The sequence below is a fragment of the Pseudomonas sp. GW822-FHT06D10 genome (assembly GCF_058799535.1).
In genome coordinates, this window is sequence record NZ_JBXALN010000001.1 from 915,064 (window position 1) to 939,182 (window position 24,119).

Sequence of the window (24,119 nt, forward strand, 5' to 3'; positions counted from 1 at the left end):
TGCAACGCTTTCAGGGTTGCGCGGCGGTTGGCCCGGGCAGGTGCAGGAGGACGAAGTCGTTCTTGTCGAAACGCCCGCTCAGCATTGGTTCAAGTGCCGCCAGTGGCGTGCCTTGCAGGCTGGCCAGGTCGCTCTGATCGAGGATGACCCAGGCCGGGCCGGGTACCTGAGCCAGGGCGTCTGGGCTTTCGGTGAACTGCGGTTGCAGATCCCGGTCCAGGTTGACCATGAACTTGATGGCCTTGGCATCCTTGCCCATGCGGTGCAGGACCACCGGTGCCGGGTCGGCCTCGATCAGTTGCATGGCGCTGTGGCTGAAGGTGCGCGTGTCATAGAGACGGTGCTCCACCGGCTCGAAGACTCCGATGTAGCAGGCCCAGACTGCCAGCACTGCGCTGTAGGCCAGGCCCACGGCGCGCCACTGGCGCTTGAACAGCAGCCCCAGGGACAACAGCTGCAACAGGCCGAGCACCAGCAGCATCGGCGTCAACGAGTCGAGCTGCTCGGGGAATTTGCGCCGCAGCACCAGCAAGCCGATGATCAGCAGCCCCGGCAGCAGCAGCCACAGGCCCTGGATCGCCCCGCGCAGCCAGGCCAGCAGCCGTCCGCGGCCGGCCTGGAACGGATAGGCGGCAATGATCGCCGCCATGGGCAGCATCGGCAGCAGGTAGCGGGCCTTTTTCGCCTGGGGAATCGACAGGCCGATCATCACGATCAACCCGGCCGCGGTGCACAGGCGCAACAGTTTCAGGCCCGGGCCCTGTTCCGTGGCGCGGGTCAGCAGCACGGCCAGCCACGCCAGGATCGCCAGGGGGTAGGCCAGGGCGTAGTTGCCCAGGGAACTGGTGAAGTAATAGAAGACATCGCTGGAGCCTTCGCTGCCGTCCATGCGCCCCATGAACTGCATGCGGATCACATCGTCGACGAAGGCCTGGCCGCCACTGAGCTTGGCCAGCCACAGCAGTAGGCCGACGCAGGCCACCAGCAGCGCCAGGGCGCTGAAACCGACGCTGAACAGCCGCCGCCACTGGCCATTGAGCAGGTAGTAGCTGCACAGCATGCCGGTGGGAATCACCAGGCCGATGGGCCCGCGAATGGCAAAGCCCAGCACCAGCAGGAGGAAGATCCAGCCCAGGCGCCGACGGGTACCGAAATGGTCATGGGCGTAGCCCAGGTAGAACACGGCCAGGGACACCGCAGCCAGCATCTGGTCCAGGGACACGGCGCGGGTTTCACTGATAAAGGTGTTGCTGAGCAACAGCAGGGCAACGCTGAGCAGGGCCCAGGTGCGGGAATAGGGCGCCAACAGGCGATAGATCAGGCTGACGATCAAGGCCGAGGCGATGGCCGTGGGCAACCAGGCGGTAAGGCTGGTGACTTGCCCCCCTGGCAGGGAGAACAGCCAGACCAGCAGGGTCGAGGCGCTGGAGTAGTCGGCGTAGGGTTGGCCGTAGGTGGTGGGGAAGAACCCCGGCCCGTGGCGCAGCATTTCCTTGGCAAACAGCACGAAGCGCGAATCGAAGCCGATCGCCGACTGGTGGTCGGCGCCGACGCAGAACAGCAGCAGGGCCAGCAACCCCAGCCCCAACGATTGCCAAAGAAGAGTGTTCGAAGGGGAGGAGTGACTGGTGTTCATTCAGGCCTCAGCAGACCACTGCTGGTGGGGGATCGGCAGGTTGCGCGATTCACCGCGGCCAATCGGGAAGTAGGTGAAGCCGTTGCGCGCCAGGCGCTCGGCGTCGTACAGGTTGCGCCCGTCGAAGATCACCGGCGCCTTGAGACGCTGCTGGATCAGGTCGAAATCCGGTGCCTTGAACTGCTGCCACTCGGTGCAGATGACCAGGGCGTCGGCGCCCACCAGTACCGATTCCGGGGTGCCCATGAGCATCAGGCGCGACTCGTCCGGGTACAGGCGCTGGGTTTCCTGCATGGCTTCCGGGTCGAAGGCCCGCACCTGGGCACCGGCGGCGAACAGCGCATCGAGCAGCACCCGGCTCGGGGCGTCGCGCATGTCGTCGGTGTTGGGCTTGAATGCCAGGCCCCACAGGGCAAAGGTCTTGCCTTTGAGGTCGCCCTTGTAGAACGCATTGATGCGTTCGAACAGCTTGTGCTTCTGCCGCTCGTTGATGGCTTCCACGGCTTGCAACAGGTCGCTGGAGCAGTGGGCTTGCTGGGCACTGTGGATCAGCGCACGCATGTCCTTGGGGAAGCACGAGCCGCCATAACCGCAGCCCGGGTAGATGAAGTGGTAGCCAATGCGAGTGTCGGCGCCGATGCCCAGGCGCACCGCTTCGATGTCGGCCCCCAGGTGCTCGGCCAGCTCGGCGATCTGGTTGATGAAGCTGATCTTGGTCGCCAGCATGCAGTTGGCGGCGTACTTGGTCAGCTCGGCACTGCGCAGGTCCATGAACATGATGCGGTCATGGTTGCGGTTGAACGGTGCGTACAGGTCGCGCATCACATCGCGCACTTCTTCGCGCTCGCAGCCGATGATGATCCGGTCCGGCCGGCGGCAGTCGGTGACCGCCGAGCCTTCCTTGAGGAATTCCGGGTTGGAGACGATATCGAATTGCAGCGCACGGCCATCCAGGACCTTCTCGATGTGGGCCTTCAAGGTGTCGCCCGTGCCCACTGGTACGGTGGATTTTTCCACCAGGATTACCGGCTGCTCACGGTGGCGGGCCACCGCGTCGCCCACTGACAGCACGTAGCGCAGGTCCGCCGAACCGTCTTCGCTGGAGGGCGTGCCCACGGCGATGAACAGCACCTGGCCATGCTGCACCGCGAGTTTTTCATCGTGGGTGAAGTGCAGGCGCTTGGCTTCGAGGTTTTCCTTGACCAGGCTGGCCAGCCCCGGCTCGAAGATGCTCACGTGTCCCTGTTGCAGCTGTTTGACCTTTTGCTCGTCGATGTCCATGCAGATGACATCGTGGCCGACTTCAGCCAACACGGCAGCCTGTACGAGGCCGACGTAACCACTTCCAAATACACTGATTTTCATGGGGTATTCCTGGGACTTGTCGCGGGTGCAGATCGAGAGTTGATGGTGATGACCCCGAGGATGACCAGGGCCACCCCGAGGGTTTTGGAAAGCGTGAAAGGTTCGTTGAACAACGGCAGGCTGGCGGCCAGCAGGTAGACCAGGGCGTAGCTGATGCTGAGCAGCGAATAGGCCCGGCCCAGCGGCAGGTCGCGCAAGGCCAGCAGCCAGCAGAGCATCGACAGCGCATAGGCGGCGATGGCCGCGGCCACCACCGCCAGGGCGGCCAGGTCGACGCTGCCGGCACTCAACGCCGGCAACCACTGATCCGGAGCGGGCAGGCGGGTCATGCTCCAGCGCATGCCCAGCTGGGCGCCGCTGACCAGGGCCACGCTGCCCAGGGCGAAGGCAAACCCCTTGGCCCGGCTCATGCGTGGCGACTCAACAGCAGCACGCCGCCGATCACCAGGGCCACGCCGAACCAGTGGCGCCGGTCGATGTGCTCACGGAATACGAAGTGGGCAATCAGGGTGATGAAGACGAAGTTCAGGCTGAGCATCGGGTAGGCCACGCCCACCTCCATGCGTTGCAGCACCAGGAGCCACACCAGCAGGCCCAGGCCGAGGCTGAACAGAGCCAGCCACAGCCAGCCCGAGCGCAGTTTCTGCAGGGCGCTGGAAGGCTGGCCGCGCCAGCTTTCCACGGCGAACTTCTGCGCCACCTGGCCCAGGCAGGTCAGCCCGCAGGCCAGCAACAAAAGCAGCAGGCTCATGGCTGGCTCTGGGGAATGATGAAGATCACGATGTTGCCTTGCTCGTAGCGCTTGGCATCCTTGGGCAGCAGCTCGACTTCATGTTCCTCGTCGCTGCTCTTGACCCGCATCACCACGCCGATCGAGCCCTGCTTGCGGGCCTCGGCGATCCACGGCTGGACCTGATTGAGGTCGATTTTGCGCGCGGCAGCGTCTTCGTAGCCCAGGCCGTATTTCACTTCGCCTTCGGTGTTGTACAGGGTCACGTCGGGGCGACGCAGGCGCCAGGCCAGGGCGGAGGCAGCTCCCAGGTCGTTGCTCAGCAGGGCCTTGGCCTGGCCCAGCTCGGCCACGTGATCGATGATGAACTGGTCGGGGATCTTGTTGTAGACCACCGAGTTGGGCAGCGCTGCCGGGGCTAGGGCCACCAGCAGGAAGCTGCCCAGGGCCGGCGCCGCCCACAGGGTCAGGGGGCGCATGGCTTGCAGCAGGTTGCTGAGGATCCAGCCCAACAGCAACACATACACCAGCACCAGGTGCTGCGGCTCGTCCACATACACCGGCTTTTTCATCTGGAAGTACACCAGGGCCAGCAGCCCCAGCAGGCCGGCCACCAGGTTGAGCACGCCGTTGAATGCCAGCAGCCGGGTCTTGCCGGCAGCCAGGCGGTCCACCAGGGTGTTGCCCATCAACAACGCCAGGGGCAACAGGCACGGCAGGATATAGGCCGGCAGCTTGCCCTTGCTCAGGCTGAAGAAGGCCAGGGGCAGCACCAGCCACAGCAGCAGGAAGCCGCTGCTGTTCTGGCGCCGCTGTTGCCAGGCCTGCTTCAGGCCGGCCGGCAGCAGCAGCACCCAGGGCACGCTGAACCCCACCAGCAACGGCAGGTAGTACCACCACGGCGAGGCGTGCTGGGCATCATCACCGGCAAAACGGCGGATGTGCTCGTGCCAGAAGAAGAAACGCCAGTAGTCCGGTTCCTGGGAGTGCACCGCCAGGGCCCAGGGCAGGCTGATGAGAATGGCCACCAGCACACCGATGCCGCCATAGATCAGCAGCGAGCGCAGGCGCTTCTGCCAGATGGCGTAGGGCAGGGCCACCAGCACCGGCAGCAGCCAGGCCAGAAAACCCTTGGTCATGAAGCCCATGCCGCAGGCCAGGCCCAGCGCCACCCAGGCCAGCACCTGGCCGCGGGTTGTCCGGCAGTCGAAGGTGAACCACAGCGCCACCAGACTCAGGTTGACCCAGAAAGTGAATTGCGGATCGAGGTTGGCGTAGCCGGCCTGCAGCGCGACCACGGTAAAGCTCATGTAGAGCAGGGCGCTGGCCAGGCTCTTGCGCGGATCGTTCCACAGGCGCCGGGCCAGCAGGTAGGCCAGGACCACGCTCAGGCCGGTGCTCAGGGCCGAGGCCACGCGCACGCCGAACAGGTTGTCGCCAAACAGCGCCTGGCCGATGGCGATCATCCAGTAGCCGGCCACCGGTTTCTCAAAATAGCGGATGCCCATGAAGTGCGGCGACGCCCATTTGCCGGTCAGGAGCATTTCCTGGCTGATCTGCGCGTAGCGGGTTTCATCGGGAATCCACAGGCCGTGGGTGGCCAGGGGCAGCAGGTAGAACAGGCCGAACGCGATCAGCAGCAACGGCAGAGCCCAACGTCTGGTCATGCGCCTTGCACTCCCAGCCAGCCTTCACGTCCTTCCAGCGCACCGCGCACCACCTTGCCCGCGGGCAGGCTGGCCAGATCCGCCGGGAGCATGTCACCCAGGGGTTGGAAGTGGATGTCGCGCTGCCTGGCGCTGGCCAGCAGCTGGCGGAAATCGTTGGCCATGAGAATCCCTTCTACTTCTGCATGCACGGTATAGACGTTGAGTTTGTCCGGGCTGAACCGGTCGAGGATGTAACTGTTGAAATCCTTGGCGGCCACCACCGGCCCGACCACTTCGTCGAAGGTCGGCAGGTCCACCGGAATCTGCGGGGCGCCCAGGCTGCCGTCCGCCAGGCGTGGCAGGAACAGGCTCTGGCCGCGGCAATCGCTGTTGTAGCGAAAGTCGAATTGTTGCTTGGCTTCGATGACGCGTTCGTCGGCGCGCCAACCGGCGGACGCCGAGCAGCTCACCGCTTGCCCGAGAATATCGTTGAGGCTGTCGACGCCACGGCGGATCTGCTCGATCAGCTGTGCCTGGCTCCAGCGCCCGGTATTGGCCTGCCAGCCGTGGTGATCCCAGGCGTGCAGGCCGACTTCATGACCGGCGGCCAGGGTCTGGCGCATCAAGTGCCCCAGGTCCCGGCCAATGGGTTTACCCGGCCAGGCCGTGCCGGCCAGGAGAATGTCCCAGCCGTACAGGCCCGCGGCATTGGACCGCAGCATTTTCCAGAGGAACTGCGGACGGATCAGGCGCCACAGGTGGCGCCCCATGTTGTCCGGCCCGACGCTGAAGAAGAAGGTGGCCTTGACCCCGGCTTCGTCCAGCGATTCGAGCAGCCGTGGCACCCCCTCCCGGGTGCCGCGGTAGGTATCGACATCAATGCGCAGACCTGCCTGCATCAGCGTGCTTCTTGCTTGGCGCGGTCGGCGATTTCCAGCATCGCTTCACGCAGGAAGAAGTCCAGGGTATTGCCGATGGTTTCGCTCATTTCCACGGTCGGCTCCCAGTTCAGCAGGCGCTTGGCGTTGTCGATGCTTGGCTTGCGGTGTTCCACGTCCTGGTAGCCGGCACCGTAGAACGCCTTGCTCTCCACATCGCGGAAACCGGCGAACGGCGGGAAGTTGCCGCGCAGCGGGTGAGCTTCGAACTGGCGCAGCAGCTCTTCGCCCAACTGACGGATGCTGGCTTCGTTGTCCGGGTTGCCGATGTTGATGATCTGGCCGTTGCAGCAGTCGTTTTCGTTGTCGACGATGCGTGCCAGGGCTTCGATGCCGTCGGCGATGTCGGTGAAGCAGCGCTTCTGCTCGCCACCGTCGAACAGACGGATCGGGGTGCCTTCCACCAGGTTGAGGATCAGTTGGGTGATGGCCCGGGAGCTGCCGATGCGTGCCGAGTCCAGGCGGTCCAGGCGCGGGCCCATCCAGTTGAAGGGGCGGAACAGGGTGAAGTTCAGGCCCTTGGCGCCGTAGGCCCAGATCACCCGGTCCAGCAGCTGCTTGGAGACCGAGTAGATCCAGCGCTGCTTGTTGATCGGGCCGACGATCAGGTTGGAGGTGTCTTCGTCGAAGTTCTTGTCCTGGCACATGCCATAGACTTCCGAAGTCGACGGGAAGATCACGCGCTTGTTGTACTTGACGCAGTAGCGAACCAGCTTGAGGTTCTCTTCGAAGTCCAGCTCGAACACGCGCAGCGGGTTGCGGGTGTATTCGATCGGGGTGGCGATGGCCACCAGAGGCAGGACCACGTCGCACTTCTTGATGTGATATTCGATCCACTCGGAGTGAATGCTGATATCGCCTTCGACGAAGTGGAAGTTCGGATGGCTGCGCAGGCGCTCGATGGCGTCGGAGCCGATGTCCAGGCCGTAGACGTCGTACTTGTCGTCACGCAACAGGCGCTCGGACAGGTGGTTACCGATAAAGCCGTTGACGCCCAGGATCAGTACGCGGGTGCGACGTGGCTTGCGCCCCGACTCGGCGCCGCGCAGCAGGGAACCGTCCACCAGGCCCAGTTCGTTGGCCAGTTGCGGGCCACCCAGGAACAGGCCGTTGGCGTTGCGCTGGCCGGAGGTGATCACCAGGGAGTCCTGGCCACAGGCGATGCGCAGCGGGTCGACGCTGATGACCCGGCCCGGGGCCTGGCCTTCGTTGCCCTTGGCGACTTCGGCGCTCCAGACGATCAGCTTGTGCTCGCCCACGGCGCAGAAGGCGCCCGGGTAGGGTTGAGTCACGGCGCGCACCAGGTTGAACAGCTCTTCGGCCGGGCGCTGCCAGTCGATCTTGCCGTCCGCCGCGGTGCGACGACCGAAGTAGCTGGCCTTGGACTCGTCCTGGGCGGTTTCGGTGATCTTGCCCTGGGCCAGTGCCGGCAGGGTGTCGCGCAGCAGGCTGGCGGCGGCGTCACGCAGTTTGTGGTGCAGGCTCAGCGCGGTGTCGCTGCGCTCGATGGCCACACGTTCCTGGGCAATGATGGCGCCGGCATCGGCACGCTTGACCATGCGGTGCAGGGTCACGCCGGTTTCGGTTTCGCCCTTGACCAGCACCCAGTTGGCCGGTGCGCGGCCACGGTAGCGCGGCAGCAGCGAGCCGTGCAGGTTGAACGCGCCCTTGCTGGCAGTGGCCAGCAGCGGCTCGCTCAGCAGGTTGCGGTAATAGAAGGAGAACAGGTAGTCGGGGTTGAGCTTGGCGATGCGCTCGATCCACAGCGGGTGGTTGGCATCTTCCGGGGCATGCACGGCAATGCCCTTGCGGGCGCAGAGCTGGGCCACCGAGCCGTAGAAGGTGTTTTCCTTGGGGTCGTCGGCATGGGTGAACACGGCGGCGATCTCGTAACCTGCGTTGAGCAGGGCTTCGATGCCAGCACAGCCAATATCGTGGTAGGCGAAGACAACAGCTTTATTGCTCATGGCGAAACCTGATCAGTATGAGTGGAAGTTAAACCGTCGACAGTCACAGCAGGGGCCGGGGCCGCAGGCTGGCTGCGCAAGACTTTTTCGATGAAGAAACGCGGGCGGGCCCGCACGTCGCTGTACATGCGTCCCAGGTATTCACCCAAAAGACCCATGCCGATGAACTGGCCACCGGTGAACACGAACAGCACCGCGAACAGCACGAAGGTGCCGTCGCCGGCCCAGGTGGCGCCGAAGATCAGGCGCAGCACGATCAGCATCAGGGCAAACAGCGCGCCGAGGCCGGCCATGCCGAAACCGATGATGCTCAACAGCCGCAGGGGCGTGGTGGTCATGCAGGTGATCAAGTCGAACATCAGGTTGATCAGGCGCATCGGGCTGTACTTGGAGTCGCCGTGCTCGCGCTCGGCGTGCTCCACCAGCACCTCGGTGGTGTGCCGGGCAAAGCTGTTGGCCAGGATCGGGATGAAGGTGCTGCGCTCGGTGCAGGCCAGCATCGCGTCGATGATGGTCCGGCGATAGGCCCGCAGCATGCAGCCGTAGTCGCTCATGGCGACCCCGGTTGAACGCTGCACGGCCAGGTTGATCAGCTTCGAGGGCCAGCGGCGGAACGCCGAGTCCTGCCGGTTGTTGCGCACGGTGCCGACCACGTCGTAGCCCAGTTCGGCCTGAGCCACCAGGCGCGGAATTTCCTCGGGCGGGTTCTGCAGGTCGGCGTCGAGGGTGATCACCACATCGCCACGGCACTGCTCGAAGCCGGCCATGATCGCCGCATGCTGGCCGTAGTTGCGGTTGAGGATCACCGCCACTACCGGGCTGTCTTCGCGCTCGGCGGCAGCTTGCAGGATGTTTGCCGACTCGTCGCGGCTGCCGTCGTCCACCAGGACGATTTCAAACTCGTGCTTGAGCTGGCGGCAGGCCGCTTCGGTGCGCCGCAACAGCTCGGGGAGGCTCTGTTCTTCGTTGTAGACCGGGATCACGATCGACACGAACTGAATCGGATAAGGTTTCAAAGGCTTCAGTCCAAAAGGTTTGCAATGGCACCGGTCACCCGCTCGACATCGTCGAGGGTCATGTCCGGAAACAGTGGAATCGAGCATAGCCGCGCCGAATTCCATTCGGTATGGGGCAGTTGCACTTCAGGGAAACGCTGTCGGTAATAGGTATGCAGGTGCGTCGCAATGAAGTGGATACCGGTGCCGATACCCTGTTCCTGCAGGCCTTTCATGAAGGCTTCGCGGTCCAGGCCGCAGCGTTCGGCGTCGATGCGCAGGATGAACAGGTGCCAGGCATGCTGCTGCGGGTACTGGGGCAGGAGCAGGGGCTGTACCGGCAAGCCTTCCAGGCGCTGCAGGTAGGCCTTGGCCAGCACTTCACGCTTGGCGTTGATCTCGTCCAGGCGTTGCAGTTGCACCAGGGCAATGGCGGCGTTCATGTCCGCCAGGTTGTACTTGAAGCCGGGCTCGATGACCTGGGCCTGTGGCTTGCGGCCATGGGTCAGGCGGTCGTAGGCGTCCACTCCCAGGCCGTGGAACTTGAGCATGCGCACGCGGTTGGCCAGGGCTTCGTCATCGCTGACGAACATCGCGCCTTCGGCGCACGTCATGTTCTTGATCGCGTGGAAGGAAAAGATCGCCGTGCCACGGGCGCCGATGGCGCGGCCGCGGTAGGTGGTACCGGCGGCGTGGGCGGCGTCTTCGATCACCGCGATGCCGTGCTTGTCGGCCAGGGCATAGAGCGGGTCGAGGTCGAAGGCTGCGCCGGCGTAGTGCACCGGGATGATCGCCTTGGTCCGCGGGGTGATGGCGGCTTCGATGGTGGCGGCGTCGCTCATCAGGGTGTCGGGGTCGACATCGACGAACACCGGAGTGGCGCCCAGCAGGCAGATCATGTTGGCGGTGGAGACCCAGGTCTGCGACGGGGTGATCACTTCATCCCCGGGGCCGATGCCCAGGGCCAGCAGGGTGACGTGCATGGCGCCGGTGGCGGAGGACAGTGCCACGGCGTGGCGGGCGCCGACGCGTTCGGCGAACTGCTGTTCCAGTTCCTGGTTTTTCGGGCCGGTGGTGATCCAGCCGGAGCGCAGAACCTGCTCCACTGCAGCAATCTCTTCTTCGCCAATACTCGGGCGCGAGAAAGGAAGGAAAGCCTGGTTCATGGTTACCTCGGGTTTACACAATGCGAATTACTGGAATACGGGTTGCTGCGGGTGAACGGACAGTTCATGGAAAGCGGGGAGGTCTTGCAGTCATCAAGGCGCATCCAGTTATTGAACCAACAGGGCATTCCATGCAACGAATCAGTAAAGAATAGGTTTGTGAAAAGTAAAGGCGGATCAAGGTGTTATCTTTACAACCTGAGAACAAACTGCACTCGGACGGTGGTCTGTCGGGGGCTGAGATTAAGCCGAAAATTGTGAAACGAATATGAAAAATAAGGTAAAAGTCCGTTTTTCTGCGAGCCAGACAGCTAGTGTTCAGTTTGTTTCCAAAGTTATCGAAGTGCGCAGCCCTGGCGGCTTTTGTAACCAGCTTTCAATGGGTATCGAATGGGCCTGCGGGAGTGTTTTTTTCACCTCGCCAAGGCGCTGCCCGGTACAACCTTGCCCAGCGGAGCATCCATGAGCCCGCCGGGCCATGACCGCGCCGCCGGTCTTGACGCGCCCAACCCCTTGAGCCTGTACCTGAAGCGCCTGGCCCCCTCCAGCCAGTCGACCCTGCGTTATGTGCTGCAGGACGCCGCCGACCGCCTGGGCTACGCCGAACAGAACCTGGAAGAAATCCCCTGGCACCTGCTGCAACCTGAGCATGTCACGGCCCTGGTGGCCACCTTGCGCGAAGACGGCTATGCGCCCAATACCTCATCGCTGTACGTCAATGCCCTTCGTGGGGTGATGAACGAGGCGTGGCGTGCCAGCCTGATCAGCCAGGACCACCTGCTGAAGATGCGTTCGGTCAAGGCCATCAGCGGCACGCGCCTGGCCCGCGGGCGCAACCTCAAGCGCGGCCTGATCCACGAACTGATGGCCGTGTGCGCTTCCGACCCGCGCCCCCAGGGCGTGCGCGATGCAGCGTTGATTGCGCTGCTCTATGGCTCGGGCATGCGCAAGTCCGAGTCGGTCAACCTGGACCTGGCCCAGGTGGATTTCATCGAGCGCAGCCTGCAGGTCCTGGCCAAGGGCAATCGTCAGTTGGTCAAGTACGCACCCACCTGGGCTTTCGACAAGCTGCAGGCCTGGCTGGAGCTGCGCCGCCGGCATCTGCCCGTGGGCCAGGTAGACGACCCGTTCCTGTTCAACCGAATCCGCCGGGGCGGGCACATCACTCGCGAGCGCATCACCAAGCACGCCATCTACTACATTGCCCGGCAACGCGGTGCCGAGGTTGGCGCGCGGATCATGCCCCATGATTTCCGGCGCTCGTTCATCACCCGGGTGATCGAGGAACACGACCTGTCGCTGGCGCAGAAACTGGCTCACCACAGCAACATCCAGACCACCGCCAGCTATGACCTGCGCGATGACAACGAACGGCGCCGGGCCATCGACCGCTTCGATCTGTAGGCCGTGGCAGGGTCAGAGCGAGGGCAGGGTGGGCGACAACTGCCCGGTGAGGTCCCAGGCTTCCAGCATCTTCGCGTACTCGAAGGCATGGCTCGGGTCGCTCTGCAGCCAGTCCTCGAATGCCCGGCGCTCGGCCAGGCTGCAATCGGCCTCGCGCAGGCGCATGCACCAGTGCGCGGCCTGCATCATCAGGTATTCCTCTGCTTGGCTGGCAGAATCAGTCATGGTTCATTCCTTGTTCAAGGTGGAGCCGGTAGCCACGCTGTACAGCGGCATGGCTGAAGTATCGGAGCGATTGCCGCGCCTGACCATGATCAAGGGCAGCATCCTTCTTTGGATGCATCAAGCCGGAAGAATCGAGCCGTCGGGCAGCTCGAACAATAGGAATCATTTGCAAATGAAAACTGCGCGCAATGTAGAGCGGCAAACAAGAAAAAATCGTCAAATTCATGGTGAATTCCCGTGATGCCCGGAGGTTCTCGCGGTAGCCGGTCAACGCGTCTGTCTTGAGCCTGTGACGCACTCGACAGCGTGGGCCCCGGGTTGCTTTATAATCACGCGGCGAAAACCGCAGTAAATGGAATTGACCGGTCAACCGAGGGAACAAACGTGAGCGCCAGACTCTGCAACAACATCAGTGCCGTGACCTTTGTCAGCAAGTACAAGGCGGTGTGCCAGCCGATTGCCGACCAGTTGGACCTGCCAGTGGAAAACCTGCTGGGCCTGGCCGCCCAGGAAAGCCAGTACGGCACCGGGCGCATTGCCCGGGAACTGAACAACTACTTTTCCATGCACGCACCGGCCCCCCTGCAGATCGGCGCCGAGGCGCCCTTGGGCAACGCCAGCATCAAGGTGGCCAAGTTCGACTCCTTCCAGAAGTCCGCCCAGTCCTTTGCTTCGAGCTTTGGCACGGCAGTACGTGGCCAGCGTGACCCCATGGCATTCGCCCAGGCGCTGGTACGCAGCGGCTACAACACCGGCAACGCCAAGACCGGCGGCCGGGATGGCTTCGCCCGCTACCTGGCGGACATCATCATTGCGGTCAGAGGGCGCATGGCGTGCTGAAACTCAAGAGTCCTTCCTGGGTGCTTGGCCTGTCCCTGGCCTGCACCACACTGGTGGCCTGTGCCACCGATAGCCTGCAGCCGGCCCGGATCAAGGACAGCGGCCTGACCCGCGAACAGGCGGAGCAGGTCCTGCGGGTGGCCCTCAAGCACCAGGACTATCAGTTGCAGCGCCCCGGGGTGTTCATCGACGGCGACCTGCAGGACGAAAACGGCAAGCCGCCCCATCCCGGGTACTACGACTTCAGCCTCGGCTACAACGACCCCAAGGCCGGGGCCACCGAGTACTGGGGCCTGTTCTCGGTCAGCCTGAACACGGGCGATACCTGGGAAATCAACAGCTGCAAGCGCCTTGATGGCGCCGAGCTGCGAGCCTTGCAGCGGCGGGTGATGGCCCGTACCGGCAAGAGCCTGGCGGATGAAAAAAGCCAGCGCGAGGGCCTGGGCTGCGAAGACCAACAATAAGCCTAGGAGCACCGTCGCCGCGTGCTCTTCCAACCTCTGGCTCATCACTCGGGCAGCCCTGCGGCAAAGGCTTGCACCGGCGCCTGCTGCGTGGCCGGCGCCGCTGCAGCACCGAGCAATAGGCGTTTGGGCCGCCGGAAAGCATCCAGGGCCCTGGGAGACAGGTCGCCGGCCAATTGCGACAGGGTCCAGTGGTGCTCGCTGTCGGGGTGGTTCGGCACGGGCGGCGGGTTGATCCGCACCCGAGCGCTCAGTAAGCGTTGGGCCAACTGCACCGCGTGCGCCGGATCTTTGCTGAACAGGGTCACCTCAAAGCTTGCCGGGCAATCGTTGGCCAGTTGCGCGGCTGCGCCAAGGTCACTCACCCGTCGGATGACCGCCACCGGGCCCAGGCACTCTTCCTGGGTGATGACCATGTCGTCGTCGATCTCGGTGAGGATCACCGGCGGTTGCAGGCTGCCGGGCAGCGGGTTTTCGAGTGCCTGTTCTCCGGCCAGCAGTGCGGCGCCCTTGGCCAGGGCGTCACGCACCAGCCGCCGGACTTTGTGTCGTGCGGCCTGGCTGATCAGCGGCCGCACAGCGCTGCTGGAGTCGTGGCCCGGGTTGCGGGTGTGCTCGATGAAGTGCCGGACGAACTGGTCATGGACCTGCGCCTCGACGAAAAAATGCTGGATCGACAGGCAACTCTGGCCACCGCGGCTGAAGGCGGTGCGAGCTCCGTAGGCGGCGGCGAGCGCGACGTCGGCATCCTGGGCAACGATCATCGCGCCGCGGCCGGTGCTCTCGATCGCACAGGGCTTGAGCAGTTCGGCGCAGGTCACCGCCACCGCGCTGGCAGCGCCGACACTGCCGGTGAAGGCTACGGCATGGGTGCCGCTGGACTGCAGCAGCCATTGCCCAGTGGCGGCGTCCCCGGGAATGCATGAGACCAGCCCCGCCGGCAGGCCAGTGAAGTGCTGCATGAAGGCCAGGGTGGACAGGCTGGCGTTCTGCGCCGGCTTGACCAGGCAACTGTTACCGGCCGCCAGGGCCGCGGCCAACGTCCGCCCCAGCAGGGCAATGCCCAGGGCGAACGGCAGGATATGCACGCTGACGCCATAGGGTTCGTACCGTAGCCGGCACTGCGCTGCACCGCTCGGGCTCGGGGCCGAAATATCGCTGTCGGCCAGTGCCCCGTAATAGCGGAACACGGCTGCGCAGTGATCCAGCTCGGCCCGGGCTTCGGCCACGCAAAGCGCCAGTTCCCGAGTCATCTGCCGGATGATCTGCCGGTTCAGTTCACTGTCGGCGGCCATGCTGTCCGCCAGTTGCAGCAACAGCGCCTGACGCTGATCCGTATCCAGCAGGCGCCACAGGGTGTGGGCAACGTTGGCCGCCGCCACCGCGGTGTGCACATCGTCCTTGGTACAGCTGGGGTTGAGCCCGATGGGCTCGCGGGTGTCCGGGTTGAACACCTGGTGCGGGGCATCGCCGGAAGCCGGCAGGTACAGCGGGTTGATATAGAACTGCGGGTTCCAGGGTTGAAAACCGTGCATTGGAAGATCCCTTTCCAAGTGTGCCGGGACTGGCAACGATGGCAACGCCGGGCCACCGCGGCGCGGTGGTCATTCAGCGGGGAGTCTAGGAAGGGGAGTGCAGAGGCGTCTTGTACGATTGTGCGAGGGCCAGGTGCTCAGAGGCGGTAGCCGACGTTGACCATCACCGCCGCGGCCCCCAGCACCACCAGCTCTGCGCCCACCGGGCCGTAATGGGTGCCGATGGCCGGGATCAGCACCGGCGCCACGCCAAAGTGGTTCAGCGGGATCTTGTCCTTGTAGTCGCCCTTGTAGCCCTGGATCAGGCCGCCACTGAGCTTGGCGTAAACCGGCCAGTCGGCATTTTCCCAGGCCTTGCCGACATAGGCGTAGTAGGAACGCTGGGAGAAGGAGTTGCGAAAGGTGCTCACGCCCCACAGTTCACCGTCGGCGTAGTTGCGCTCCAGGCCGATCAGGTCCTGGTGGTTGTTGTGGTCGGGGTCGTTGCTCCAGTGGTTGGTGTACACGCTGGTCTGTACGTACCAGAAGTCCTGTTGCTGGTCGGCCTGGGCACTGGCCGCCGCGCCCAGCAACAACAGGGCCGCAGCGGCGGCTTTCAGAGTGCGGTGCTTGGGCATTGGCAGGCGCATGGCCGGAGATTGAAGCATGGGGATCATGGGCTTTCCCTGCCATGGCGGCAGTTGCGCCCCCTCGGAAATCAAGGAGGGTAGGGGCGGCGAAACTACCACTCGGGCATTCACGGGATCAATCAATGAACTGTTGCTTTATCTATCTGCGCCTCGATGCGCTGGATCAGGTAGGGGTAGAACGGGTTCGCGCTCAGGCGCATCAGCTCATCCATGGGCACCACCAGCACACCCCGTTCGCCACGGGCAGCAATGGTGCCCAGGTGCACGCCAAAATCCTCATCGGGGCTGGGCTGGGTGCCGTACAGGCCGTCATCGACGGGGAAGGGCAATGCCACATGGGACAGGGAAAACACCCCCGGCGGGTAGGCCAGGCCAAGGGGCCGCCGGCTGCTGTCCGGGCTCAGGGCGGGGGTGCTCACTTCTTCCAGTGTCGCGCTGCCCGTGCCTTCGTTGCTGAGGATGCGGGTGGTGTAGTTGCGTGGCGCGGGCGGTAGCAGGCTGGCCAGGGAGGTGACGCTGGCCGGGTCCAGCAGCCCTTCGAAATCACGCTCGCGGTTGAGGTCGAAGATCACCAGTTCACTGCCGTTGGCCGGCAGTTGCCGGTACAGCCCACTGACCAGGGCCGGGGTGCTGACGGTGGCGTCGGTCAACGACTGGAAGCTGAGGATAGGTGGCAACCGGGCCAGCCGTGGATCGCCCACCAGGGCCAGCAGCTGCTTTTGCAGGGTGTCGGTCAGCAGCCAGGACTGGCGCGCGGCATTGGCTGGAAACGAGTTGTACTTGAACGGGTTGTATTCAGGCCGCAGGTTGAGCCACGCCGCCTTGCTGAAGGCCGGGAACACCGCAGGCAAGGCGGCCAGCCCGGCAAAACGGGCGGACGAGGCGACGCCGATCATCGGGGAAATCAGTACCAGGCGCTGGGCCTGGGGCAACTGCGGGTCGCTCAAGGCATCCAGGGTGTACTTGACCGCCAGTGCGGCGCCGTTGGAGTAGCCCACCAGGTGCAGCGGAGCCGGCACCGGCACTTCGGCCCGGGCGGTACGCAGGGCCAGGCGGGTGGCGGCCAGCCAGTCCTGCCACTGGGCATCGGTCAGCCCCGCCGGCACCGTGCCATGGCCGGGCAGGCGCAAGCCGATGGCCAGGTAACCGTGCTCGACGTAGCGCTGGGCGACATGCCGCAGGCTGTAGGGCGAGTCGGTCAGGCCGTGCAGCAGCACCACCACGCCCCGGGGCGTACCCGCTGGGCGCAACAGGTAGGAACGGTTCCAGTTCGTGGCAAAGCGTGGCGGGTAGGCCCGGCTGTCCTGGCGGTAGCGGTTGAAGGGCGGTACCTGCCCGGGGTCCAGCCGCTCGCTGACCTGCTGCCGGACCTCGGTGAATACCCGGTCCTCGGCCTGCAGCCAGGCGCCCCAGTCGGCGTGGTCCAACTGCTCCACGCTCAGTTCATGGGGCACCTTCAGGTGCCAGGGCTGCAGCGCCGGGCCGCGCTCGCTGTCGTAAGCCCGCCAGGCCAGCAGGGTCAGGGTGGCGACGCCGAGGATCAGCGCGCCCTGTTTGAGCAGGCGGGACAGGACTGGCAGGGGCACGGGCATCAACTCACTGGGGTGGCACGGATGCGATAGACGCAGCGTCGATCGCCGGTAATCAGGTGTTCCACGCGCTGCACCTGGCCCAACTCGCCGATGGCGGCCTGGAACACTTGCAACTCGGAACGGCAGAAGCCCTGGCACTGCTGGGCTGCGACGCAGATCGGGCAATGGCTCTCGATCAGCAGCCAGGCATCGCCGTCGGCCTCGACACTGGCCATGTAGCCGGCCACTTCACGGATCTGCGCCAGGGCCCGGACTCGCTGCTCCAGGGTCGGCAACGGCGCGCAGACGCTGAGGTACTCGGCGCTGTTGGCCCGCTCCATATCGCTGACGATGCGCTCCACGCCGTCGGCGCCATACACCGCGCGGATCGAATCGATCAACTGCAGGGTCAGGTTGGCGTGGGTATCGGGAAAGCGCGCCTGGGCCAGCTCGGTGAGCACCCATTTCTGTGAGGGCCGCCCGGCGCCCTGGGCCGGCATCAATTGGCCGACGATCAGTTCGCTGTCCACCAGCTTCTGCAATTGCTGGCGCGCGGCTTCCTGGGACACCTTGAGCAGCGGCGCCAGATCGGCGGTTTTCAACGGGCCACGGGTTTTCAGCAGAAACAGGATCCGCTCGGCGGTAGCCCCGGGGCTTTTCTTCTCGGTGGAGGGGGAAATCGAAGACATCTGAGCCATTAACCAATGCACAGGTGGGGTATCAGGAGCGTCCATGACGCCGGCAACCACGCAAGCATAACAGGCTCGGGCGCAGGGGCTCGCAGGTTGTCTATCCATTGCCTGCTGCTGGGGGGAATTGCCGGGACGGCTGGAAAAAACAATTATCAAAGTATTTACTTGTGTATTACATTCACCCAACAGCGAACAACTCACATGGAGAACGGCATGGCATCGACAAGCGGATGGTCGGCACTGTTACTGGGCAAGAACGGGCTGCGTTCTGCGGCCCTGGCTGGTGGCGTGGCCCTGCATGCAATCAACGTCTATCTGGTAACCACCCTGTTGCCTTCGGTGGTCAAGGACATTGGCGGCCTGGACTACTACGCCTGGAACACCACCTTGTTCGTGGTGGCCTCGATCATCGGCTCGGTGCTCTCCACCCGGGCCCTGGCGCTCCTGGGCCCCAAAGCCGCGTACGGCCTGGCGGGCCTGGTGTTCATGCTCGGTTGCAGCCTGTGCGCCCTGGCGGCGGACATGGGCTGGCTGATCCTCGGGCGCAGCGTCCAGGGGCTGGGGGGCGGCCTGCTGTTCGCCTTGCCCTACGCCATGATCCGCCTGGTGTTCGACGAGCCGCTGTGGCCCCGGGCGATGGCGTTGATTTCCGCCATGTGGGGCGCAGCAACCCTGATCGGCCCGGCGGTCGGCGGAGTTTTCGCCGAACATGGGGCCTGGCGCGCGGCGTTCTGGGTGCTGCTGCCCTGCACCTTGCTATTCATGCTGCTGGCCGTTGCACTGTTGCCGGGCAAGAGTCGGGAAAGCGCGCCCCGTAGCCCGATTCCCGCCCTGCAACTGCTGTTGCTGACCGCCGTGGTACTGGCCATTTCCATCGGCAGCATCACCCCATCGCCGCTGTACAACGCCCTGGGGCTGGGAGCCGGGCTGGTTTTGCTGGCGCCGGTATTCGCTCTGGAGAACCGCGACGGCGCGCGCTTGTTGCCGCGCAATAGCCTGAAGGCCGGGAGTGCCTTGCTGGCGCTGTACATTTCCATGGCCCTGTTGGTGGTGGGCATGACCAGCGAGGTCTTCGTACCGCTGTTCCTGCAAGTGCTGCATCAGCAGACGCCGTTGCTGGCAGGTTATATCGCCGCACTGATGGCCGCCGGCTGGACCCTGGGGGCGATCTTCAGCTCAGGCCTTGGCCCGCGGGGCGCGGCCCGGGCGATTGCCATCGGACCGTTCCTGGTGGTGGCCGGGCTGCTCCTGGCCTGCCTGTTCATGCCTGCCACCGCCACCCCGGCCCTGAGCCTGGGGGCGGTGTGCCTGGCCATGTTGCTGGTGGGCGTCGGTATCGGCCTGGCGTGGCCGCACCTGCTGTCCCGGGTTCTGGAACAGGCCCCGCAGGATCAGAAGGAACTGGCCGGCGCCTCGATTACCACGGTGCAACTGGTGGCCACTGCCCTGGGGGCGGCGCTGGCGGGAATGATCGTCAACCTGGCAGGCCTGACCTCCACGGGCGGGACTGCTGGCGCGGCCCAGGCTGCGGCCTGGCTGTTCGGCCTGTACGCCGGGCTGTCGGCGCTGCTGTTTGTCTCGGTGCGCCAGGTGCGGCGCAACGGTTCACCGCACCTGGCCCAAGCCTGAACCCTGTCGGGCGTGCGCCTGGCGTCATTGACCTGTAAGGAAACCACGATGAACAGCCTTGCCACTGATGCGCCGCAACCGGCCTTGATCCTCGATCCGGGGCTGGCCCCGCACTTGCACCACCTGCAGCTCAGGCAGTTGGGGGGAAGGGTGATCGGCATTGCCGACAACCGCTTCACTGACTTGCTCAGCGTTGTCGGCGGGCCCGGCTGCGCGGTGCGCAACGGCAACCCCTGGGACCTGCGCCGGGAGAATATCTGCCAGCTCGGCTATCGCCTGGGCGGGCAGGGCGAATTGACCCGTGCAACCGCGCCTGCGCCGGCGGCGCCCCCATGGCCGGTGGCAACGCCGGTCCCGCCCCTGGAGCTGGATTTGCCAGCCCTGCGCCTGGGCCGGCAAAGCCGCTATGGCTTCCTGCCCCTGGGCCAGAGCACACACCGCGAGAACATTTCCCTGGATTCCATCGATACCCCGGCGACCCTGCTGACCCTGTCCCATTGGCCGGCGAACAAGACGCCTGTCGAGCACAAGGCCAATCTCTCCACCACCAGTGCCCTGGGCTTTCTCCAGCAGGGGTTGACGGTGGACCAGGCGCAGGTGATCACCAGCGATCATTTCGACCTCGACGGGCTGGCTTCGGTGTATGCGTTCCTGGCGCCGGAGCATGCCCTGGGGCACCGCCAGTTGCTGATCGACATTGCCCGCCTCGGTGATTTCTCCCGGGGCACTTCGGCCCAGGCCCTGCACTGCGCCTTTGCCCTGCATGCCCTGGCGGCCCGGGTGCGCGTCGCCCCACAGGCCAGCAACGACCGGCAATTGCTGACACGCTTCGCCGCGCTGCTGCCGCAGATGGCCGATGTACTCGACAACACCCGGCGCTATGCGCCCCTGTACGCTCCGGCCATGCTCGCGCTGCAACGCAGCGAGGCGCTGCTGGCCGATCCGGGCACGGTGATCGAGGAGTACCCGGGCATTGATCTGGCGGTGTTTGTCCTGCCCGAGCAGGGCTGGGACGGTTTGGGCGAGTATTGCGGCCTGTCGCCGGTGGCGGTGCACAACCGCAGCCGTTGCGGGGTGCTGGCCATGGTCCGTCAGGGGCGGGTGGAGATTCGCCAGCGCTACGAGAGCTGGGTCGAGCGCATCAGCGGCATTGCCCGGCCCCGGCGCGACCTGGCGATCTTCGCCCGGGCCCTGCAGGAAGCCGAACGCACCCCGGGGCAATGGCGCTACGACGGCGTGCAGGAAATCATGCCGGCCCTGAGGTTTGTCGCCAGCCGGCCCAGCAGCCACGCCAGCAGCACCCTGCTGGCCGAACTGCGCCAGTTCCTCGAACAAGCCCCTGTCGCCTGGGATGCCAACGCCTGAGCAGCGGCCCGCTCCTACGAGGGAGGCGCAGGGCTACCAGGTATCGACAAAACCCTGGGCGCGCTCGGTCCAGGGCACCGGGCGCGGTGCGGCCCGCAGGCCACGCAGCAGCCACGCTCGGCTTTCCAGGGGGTCGATCACCGCGTCGATCTCCAGGTAGCTGGCCATGTTCAGCGCCTTGCCCCGGGCGTAGGCCTTGGCCACCAGCTTGTCGAACAGCGCCTGTTGCGACTGCGCGTCGGGCTGGGCCGCCAGTTCCTTGGAGAAGCCCAGGCGCACCGCACCTTCCAGGCCCATGGCGCCGAACTCGGCGCTGGGCCAGGCGACGGTGAACAACGGGCTGTGAAAACTGCCCGCCGCCATGGCCTGCGCGCCCAGGCCGTAGCCCTTGCGCAGCACCAGGGTGAAGAACGGCACCGTGAGGCTGGCGGCACTGACAAACATCCGTGACACATGGCGCACCGTGGCCTGCTGCTCCGACTCCGGCCCCACCATGAACCCCGGGGTGTCGCACAGGGACACCAGCGGCAGGCCGAAGGCTTCGCACAGGCGCATGAAACGTGCGGCCTTGTCCCCGGCCGCGGCGTCGATGGCGCCGCCCAGCACCGCCGGGTTGTTGGCCAGCAGGCCGAAGGCCCGGCCTTCGACGCGGATCAGCGCGGTAATCAGCCCCGGGGCGAATTGCCGGCGCAACTCCAGCACGCTGTCGCGGTCGGCCAGGGTCTCGATGACCCGGCGGATGTCGTAGACCCGCAGGCGGTTTTCCGGAATCAAATGCCGCAGCTCACGCTGGTCGGCGCAATGCCAGTCCTTGAGCGGCCCCTGGAAATAGCTCAGGTACTGCTTGGCCACCTGCACGGCCTCGGCTTCGTCGGCCACCAGCACGTCGATCACTCCGTTGGGGCCTTGTACCGACACCGGGCCCACCTGTTCCGGGGTGAAGCTGCCCAGGCCGCCGCCTTCGATCATCGCCGGGCCGGCCATGCCGATGCTGGCGTTCCGGGTGGCGATGATCAGGTTGCAGCAGCCGAGCAGGGCGGCATTGCCGGCAAAGCAGCGCCCCGAGGCGATGCCCACCGTGGGCACCCAGCCGGACAGCCGGGCCATGGCGGCGAAGGTATGGCAATCCAGGCCGGCGACCCCGAGAAAGTCGCTGTCGCCGGGCCGGCCACCGCCGCCTTCGGCAAACAGCACCACCGGCAGCCGCCACTCCTGGGCCAGGCTCAGCAGGCGGTCGGTCTTCTTGTGGTTCATCACCCCCTGGGTGCCGGCGAACACCGTGTAGTCGTAGGCCAGGGCCAGGCAACGGGCGTCCTGGCCGTCGAACAGCCCGGCATTCACCGTACCTATGCCTCCCACCAACCCATCCGCCGGGCTCAGGGCCTGCAACTCCTCGACGCTGCGCCGACGCCTTTGGGCGGCCAGGGCCATGGCGCCGTACTCCATGAAACTGCCCGGGTCCAGCAGGTGTTCGAGGTTCTCCCGGGCGGTGCGCTGGCCGTTGCGGCGACGCTTGGCCAGCGCCTCCGGACGCTGGGCATCCTCCAGCAAGGCATGGCGTTCGCGGACTTCGGCCAGGTCGGCGCGAATCAGTGCCAGGTCCAGTTGCTCTTCGCTGTGCTGGCCCTGGTCGGCAAACTCCGCCGGCTCCAGAAAGAGCAGGGGCTGGCCTTCGCCCAGTGCCTCGCCAACCTGGACGGCCAAGGCCCGGACGATACCGCTGCTCTGCGCCTTGACCTCGAACTCCATCTTCATCGCTTCCAGCACCGCAACCCGCTGGCCAATCCGCAACTCATCACCCACGGCCACTTCCAGGCTCACCAGCACCCCGGTGCTCGGGGCGTTCAGCGCCGCCGTGCCCGGGGGCGCCTGGACATCGCTGCGAGTGCTCTGCGCAGTGGCGGCCTGCCTGGCAAAGAACATCGGCCGGTGTTGCCCGGCGCAATCTTGCAGCAACTGGGCCCAATGGGCTTCGACGAACCTGGTGTCCACCTGATAGTCCAGCACCGCCGGCTGGCGCAACAGGTTCAACAACAGCCCCAGGTTGCTCGGCACGCCCTCCAGGCGAAACTCGCAAAGCCCACGATAGGCCCGGCCCAGGGCCGCGGGAAAATCCGTACCCTGGGCGATCAGCTTGGCCAGCAGCGAGTCATAGCCGGGGTTCACCGGGTAACCGGCATAGCCGTAGCCGTCGACCCGCAGCCCGGGCCCGCTGGGGGCTTCATAGGCACTGAGGGTGCCGGCCACCGGCCCCATGCCGCCATCGGCCAGGGGCTGTTCCAGGTTGATCCGCGCCTGCACGGCAAAGCCTTGGGGCTCTGGTGGCCGGCTCAGGCCCAGGCTGGCCAGGGAGGCGCCCGCGCCAAGGCGCAGTTGGGTGTGCAGCAGGTCGACGCCGGTGATGGCCTCGGTCACCGTGTGCTCCACCTGGATCCTTGGGTTGGCCTCCATGAAATAGAAGCGCCCCGGGTGTTCCTGGTCGAGAAGGAATTCGAAGGTGCCAATGCCCTGGTAACGCACTCGCGCGGCCAGGGCCAGGGCGGCGTCGATCAACTGCTGGCGCAACTGCGGGGCAAGGTCCGGGCTGGGGGCGACTTCCACCAGCTTCTGGTGCCGGCGCTGCAGGCTGCAATCGCGCTCCCACAAGTGGCTGACCGCGCCGCTGCCGTCTCCCAGCACCTGGATCTCGATGTGCCGCGCCCGCTGCAGCAGTTGTTCGACATACAGCGCGCCATTGCCGAAGGCCGCCTGGGCTTCGGACTGGCAACGGATGAAAGCCTGCTGCAGTTGCCCGGCCTCGGTGACCGCGCGCATGCCCCGGCCACCGCCACCGGCCAGGGCCTTGAGCATCACCGCGCCATGGCGTTCGAGAAAGGCTGCGGCCTGTTCCAGGCTGACTGCTCGGTTGATGCCCTCCAGCAAGGGCACCCCACAATCTTCGGCCAGGGCACGGGCCGCGGCCTTGTCGCCAAACAGTTGCAGCACCTCGGGGCCGGGGCCGATCAGGGTCAGCCCGGCTTCCAGGCAGCCCCGGGCAAAGTCGGGGTTTTCCGCGAGAAAGCCGTAGCCCGGGTGAATCGCCTGGCAGCCCTGTTGCAGGGCCAGGGCGATCAGTTGCTGGCGGTCGAGGTAGGCCGCCACCCCGCGGCCCTTGAGGGGCAGGGCCAGATCGGCCTTGCGCGTGTGCAGGCTGGCGGCGTCGTCCTCGGCAAATACCGCGACGCTGCGAACGCCCAGGTCGGCGCAGGCCCGGGCGATACGGATGGCGATCTCGCCGCGATTGGCGATCAACAGACTCTGGAACATGGCAATTCTCGCA

General features: G+C 65.4%; 21 protein-coding genes. 6 read left to right on the top strand and 15 right to left on the bottom strand.

The window, feature by feature from the left end:
* Positions 1 to 10: 10 nt before the first annotated feature.
* From AC1RL5_RS04035 to arnB, 9 genes are read right to left on the bottom strand one after another with little or no spacing between them, the layout of a single operon-like run.
* Positions 11 to 1,636 (bottom strand): ArnT family glycosyltransferase, encoded by a 1,626-nt coding sequence (locus AC1RL5_RS04035; protein ID WP_492588922.1) that lies wholly within the window; start codon positions 1,634 to 1,636, stop codon positions 11 to 13.
* A complete protein-coding gene (locus tag AC1RL5_RS04040; RefSeq protein ID WP_072450309.1) occupies positions 1,637 to 3,001 on the bottom strand; it encodes a UDP-glucose dehydrogenase family protein in 1,365 nt (454 codons plus the stop codon). It abuts the gene before it with no gap.
* Positions 2,998 to 3,411: a 4-amino-4-deoxy-L-arabinose-phosphoundecaprenol flippase subunit ArnF gene (gene arnF / locus AC1RL5_RS04045; protein WP_015635644.1), complete on the bottom strand. Its 414-nt coding sequence runs from the start codon at positions 3,409 to 3,411 to the stop codon at positions 2,998 to 3,000. The genes AC1RL5_RS04040 and arnF overlap by 4 nt, the downstream gene beginning before the upstream one ends.
* Positions 3,408 to 3,752 carry a 4-amino-4-deoxy-L-arabinose-phosphoundecaprenol flippase subunit ArnE gene (gene arnE / locus AC1RL5_RS04050; RefSeq protein WP_011061336.1) on the bottom strand — a complete coding sequence of 115 codons (345 nt, stop codon included), beginning with the start codon at positions 3,750 to 3,752 and terminating at the stop codon, positions 3,408 to 3,410. Before arnE ends, arnF begins: the two co-directional genes overlap by 4 nt.
* The gene (gene arnT, locus AC1RL5_RS04055; protein ID WP_123577845.1) at positions 3,749 to 5,398 is read right to left on the bottom strand and encodes a lipid IV(A) 4-amino-4-deoxy-L-arabinosyltransferase; all 1,650 of its coding nucleotides are present in this window, start codon (positions 5,396 to 5,398) and stop codon (positions 3,749 to 3,751) included. The genes arnE and arnT overlap by 4 nt, the downstream gene beginning before the upstream one ends.
* Positions 5,395 to 6,279, bottom strand: coding sequence for a 4-deoxy-4-formamido-L-arabinose-phosphoundecaprenol deformylase (gene arnD / locus AC1RL5_RS04060; RefSeq protein WP_492588920.1), 885 nt, complete (start codon positions 6,277 to 6,279; stop codon positions 5,395 to 5,397). The genes arnT and arnD overlap by 4 nt, the downstream gene beginning before the upstream one ends.
* Positions 6,279 to 8,285 (bottom strand): bifunctional UDP-4-amino-4-deoxy-L-arabinose formyltransferase/UDP-glucuronic acid oxidase ArnA, encoded by a 2,007-nt coding sequence (gene arnA, locus AC1RL5_RS04065; protein ID WP_011061333.1) that lies wholly within the window; start codon positions 8,283 to 8,285, stop codon positions 6,279 to 6,281. Before arnA ends, arnD begins: the two co-directional genes overlap by 1 nt.
* Complete coding sequence (gene arnC / locus AC1RL5_RS04070; RefSeq protein WP_011061332.1) at positions 8,282 to 9,301, bottom strand: undecaprenyl-phosphate 4-deoxy-4-formamido-L-arabinose transferase; 1,020 nt, start codon at positions 9,299 to 9,301, stop codon at positions 8,282 to 8,284. The genes arnA and arnC overlap by 4 nt, the downstream gene beginning before the upstream one ends.
* 5 nt (positions 9,302 to 9,306) lie before the next feature.
* Complete coding sequence (gene arnB, locus AC1RL5_RS04075; RefSeq protein WP_207239225.1) at positions 9,307 to 10,446, bottom strand: UDP-4-amino-4-deoxy-L-arabinose aminotransferase; 1,140 nt, start codon at positions 10,444 to 10,446, stop codon at positions 9,307 to 9,309.
* Between the two features lie 462 nt (positions 10,447 to 10,908).
* Between arnB and AC1RL5_RS04080 the strand changes: the two genes are divergently transcribed.
* Positions 10,909 to 11,850 carry a site-specific integrase gene (locus AC1RL5_RS04080; protein WP_492588918.1) on the top strand — a complete coding sequence of 314 codons (942 nt, stop codon included), beginning with the start codon at positions 10,909 to 10,911 and terminating at the stop codon, positions 11,848 to 11,850.
* Positions 11,851 to 11,862: 12 nt separating this feature from the next.
* Here the strand turns inward: AC1RL5_RS04080 and AC1RL5_RS04085 are convergent, their stop codons facing one another.
* A complete protein-coding gene (locus AC1RL5_RS04085; protein WP_011061329.1) occupies positions 11,863 to 12,075 on the bottom strand; it encodes a FecR/PupR family sigma factor regulator in 213 nt (70 codons plus the stop codon).
* On the opposite strand from AC1RL5_RS04085, the gene AC1RL5_RS04090 reads away from it, so the two are divergent.
* The 3 genes from AC1RL5_RS04090 to AC1RL5_RS04100 all read left to right on the top strand — a co-directional run bounded on the left by AC1RL5_RS04090 (position 12,074) and on the right by AC1RL5_RS04100 (position 13,379).
* Positions 12,074 to 12,316 carry a hypothetical protein gene (locus tag AC1RL5_RS04090; protein WP_186452701.1) on the top strand — a complete coding sequence of 81 codons (243 nt, stop codon included), beginning with the start codon at positions 12,074 to 12,076 and terminating at the stop codon, positions 12,314 to 12,316. The two genes, AC1RL5_RS04085 and AC1RL5_RS04090, sit on opposite strands and share 2 nt — an antisense overlap.
* A 143-nt stretch (positions 12,317 to 12,459) precedes the next feature.
* Positions 12,460 to 12,915, top strand: a complete 456-nt coding sequence (locus tag AC1RL5_RS04095; protein ID WP_015635634.1) for a glucosaminidase domain-containing protein — start codon at positions 12,460 to 12,462, stop codon at positions 12,913 to 12,915.
* Positions 12,909 to 13,379, top strand: coding sequence for a hypothetical protein (locus AC1RL5_RS04100; protein ID WP_011061324.1), 471 nt, complete (start codon positions 12,909 to 12,911; stop codon positions 13,377 to 13,379). Before AC1RL5_RS04095 ends, AC1RL5_RS04100 begins: the two co-directional genes overlap by 7 nt.
* A 44-nt stretch (positions 13,380 to 13,423) precedes the next feature.
* Here AC1RL5_RS04100 and AC1RL5_RS04105 read toward each other — a convergent pair whose 3' ends face one another.
* The 4 genes from AC1RL5_RS04105 to AC1RL5_RS04120 form a co-directional block, all read right to left on the bottom strand.
* Positions 13,424 to 14,914 (bottom strand): aldehyde dehydrogenase family protein, encoded by a 1,491-nt coding sequence (locus AC1RL5_RS04105; RefSeq protein ID WP_072450315.1) that lies wholly within the window; start codon positions 14,912 to 14,914, stop codon positions 13,424 to 13,426.
* Between the two features lie 137 nt (positions 14,915 to 15,051).
* Entirely contained in the window at positions 15,052 to 15,531 is a 480-nt protein-coding gene (locus AC1RL5_RS04110) for a sn-glycerol-3-phosphate transporter (protein WP_072450566.1), read from the bottom strand.
* A gap of 131 nt (positions 15,532 to 15,662) precedes the next feature.
* Positions 15,663 to 17,135 carry an alpha/beta hydrolase gene (locus AC1RL5_RS04115; RefSeq protein WP_239690636.1) on the bottom strand — a complete coding sequence of 491 codons (1,473 nt, stop codon included), beginning with the start codon at positions 17,133 to 17,135 and terminating at the stop codon, positions 15,663 to 15,665.
* Positions 17,135 to 17,911, bottom strand: a complete 777-nt coding sequence (locus AC1RL5_RS04120) for a helix-turn-helix transcriptional regulator (RefSeq protein ID WP_053158546.1) — start codon at positions 17,909 to 17,911, stop codon at positions 17,135 to 17,137. The genes AC1RL5_RS04115 and AC1RL5_RS04120 overlap by 1 nt, the downstream gene beginning before the upstream one ends.
* A gap of 108 nt (positions 17,912 to 18,019) precedes the next feature.
* Here AC1RL5_RS04120 and AC1RL5_RS04125 point away from each other — a divergent pair, with 108 nt between their 5' ends.
* Positions 18,020 to 19,435, top strand: coding sequence for an MFS transporter (locus AC1RL5_RS04125; RefSeq protein WP_072450316.1), 1,416 nt, complete (start codon positions 18,020 to 18,022; stop codon positions 19,433 to 19,435).
* Positions 19,436 to 19,483: 48 nt separating this feature from the next.
* The gene (locus AC1RL5_RS04130; RefSeq protein ID WP_492588914.1) at positions 19,484 to 20,800 is read left to right on the top strand and encodes a DUF6687 family protein; all 1,317 of its coding nucleotides are present in this window, start codon (positions 19,484 to 19,486) and stop codon (positions 20,798 to 20,800) included.
* Between the two features lie 33 nt (positions 20,801 to 20,833).
* On the opposite strand, the gene AC1RL5_RS04135 is transcribed toward AC1RL5_RS04130, so the two are convergent.
* Positions 20,834 to 24,106, bottom strand: coding sequence for an acetyl-CoA carboxylase family protein (locus AC1RL5_RS04135; RefSeq protein WP_072450318.1), 3,273 nt, complete (start codon positions 24,104 to 24,106; stop codon positions 20,834 to 20,836).
* Between the last annotated feature and the right edge of the window lie 13 nt (positions 24,107 to 24,119).